1 protein-coding gene is annotated in these 1,120 nt (G+C 66.0%); it reads left to right on the top strand.

Going from position 1 to position 1,120, the window contains the following annotated elements:
- Positions 1 to 24: 24 nt before the first annotated feature.
- Positions 25 to 1,120, top strand: a 1,096-nt coding sequence (locus JK361_RS40580; RefSeq protein WP_307787458.1) for an amino acid adenylation domain-containing protein, incomplete at its 3' end; no start/stop codon positions are given.

The following is a 1,120-nucleotide window of genomic DNA, read 5'->3' as shown; positions in this document are numbered from 1 at the left end:
CAGGTGGTTCGTACTCCGGATGCTGTGGCGGTGGTGTCCGGTGGTGGGGATGTGTCGTATGCGGAGTTGAATGCGCGGGCGAATGGTCTGGCGCGGTTGTTGGTGGGTCGTGGTGTGGGTCCGGAGTCGGTGGTGGCGTTGGTGTTGCCGCGGTCGGTGGATCTGCTGGTGGCGATGTTGGCGGTGTTGAAGGCCGGTGGGGCGTATGTGCCGGTCGATCCGGCGTATCCGGTGGAGCGTGTGGAGTTCATGCTCCGGGATTCGGCGCCGGTTGTTGTGGTGGTGGCGGAGGATTCCGGTGTTGAGGTGCCGGAGGGTGTTGCTCGGGTTCTGGTTCGGGATGCCGAGGGTTTTTCTTGCGATGACCTTTGTGATGGTGAGCGGTTGTCGGTGTTGGGGGTGGATTGTGCGGCGTATGTGATTTATACGTCGGGTTCGACGGGGCGTCCCAAGGGTGTGGTGGTCACGCATCGGGGTGTGCCGAATCTGGCGGCGGATCATATTGCGCGGTTGGGGGTGTCGGGGGAGAGCCGGCTGTTGCAGTTCGCTTCGCCGAGTTTTGATGCTGCGGTGGCTGATGTGTGGCCGGCGTGGTTGGCGGGGGCGGCGTTGGTGGTTGCTTCGGCTGAGGATCTGGTGCCGGGTCCGGGGTTGGTCGATGTGATCGTGCGGTCGGGGGTGACGCATGCGACGTTGCCGCCGGCGGTGTTGCCGGTGTTGGAGGCCGAGGGTGGTCTGCCGGAGTCGGTGACGTTGATCGTGGCGGGTGAGGCGTGTGCGCCGGACGTCGCGGCGCGGTGGGCTGTGGGCCGGCGTCTGTTGAATGTGTATGGTCCGACGGAGGCGACGGTGGCTTCCACGGCGAGTGATCCGTTGCCGGGTGGTGTGGTGGCGGTGCCGCCGATCGGCCGTCCTTTGTGGAACACGCGCGCGTATGTCCTGGATGGTGGTCTTCAGCCGGTTCCGGTGGGTGTTGCGGGTGAGTTGTATCTGGCGGGACCGCAGCTGGCGCGTGGCTATGTGAACCGCGCCGGTCTGACCGCCGAGCGGTTCGTCGCGAACCCCCACGGCGCGCCCGGCGAACGCATGTATCGCACGGGTGATCTGGCGCGTTGGCGTG

Source organism: Streptomyces musisoli, from assembly GCF_016741855.1.
In the GTDB taxonomy this organism is placed as follows: domain Bacteria; phylum Actinomycetota; class Actinomycetes; order Streptomycetales; family Streptomycetaceae; genus Streptomyces; species Streptomyces musisoli.
Note: the sequence above shows the minus strand (reverse complement) of the source record. Positions and strands in the feature narration are given on the sequence as shown.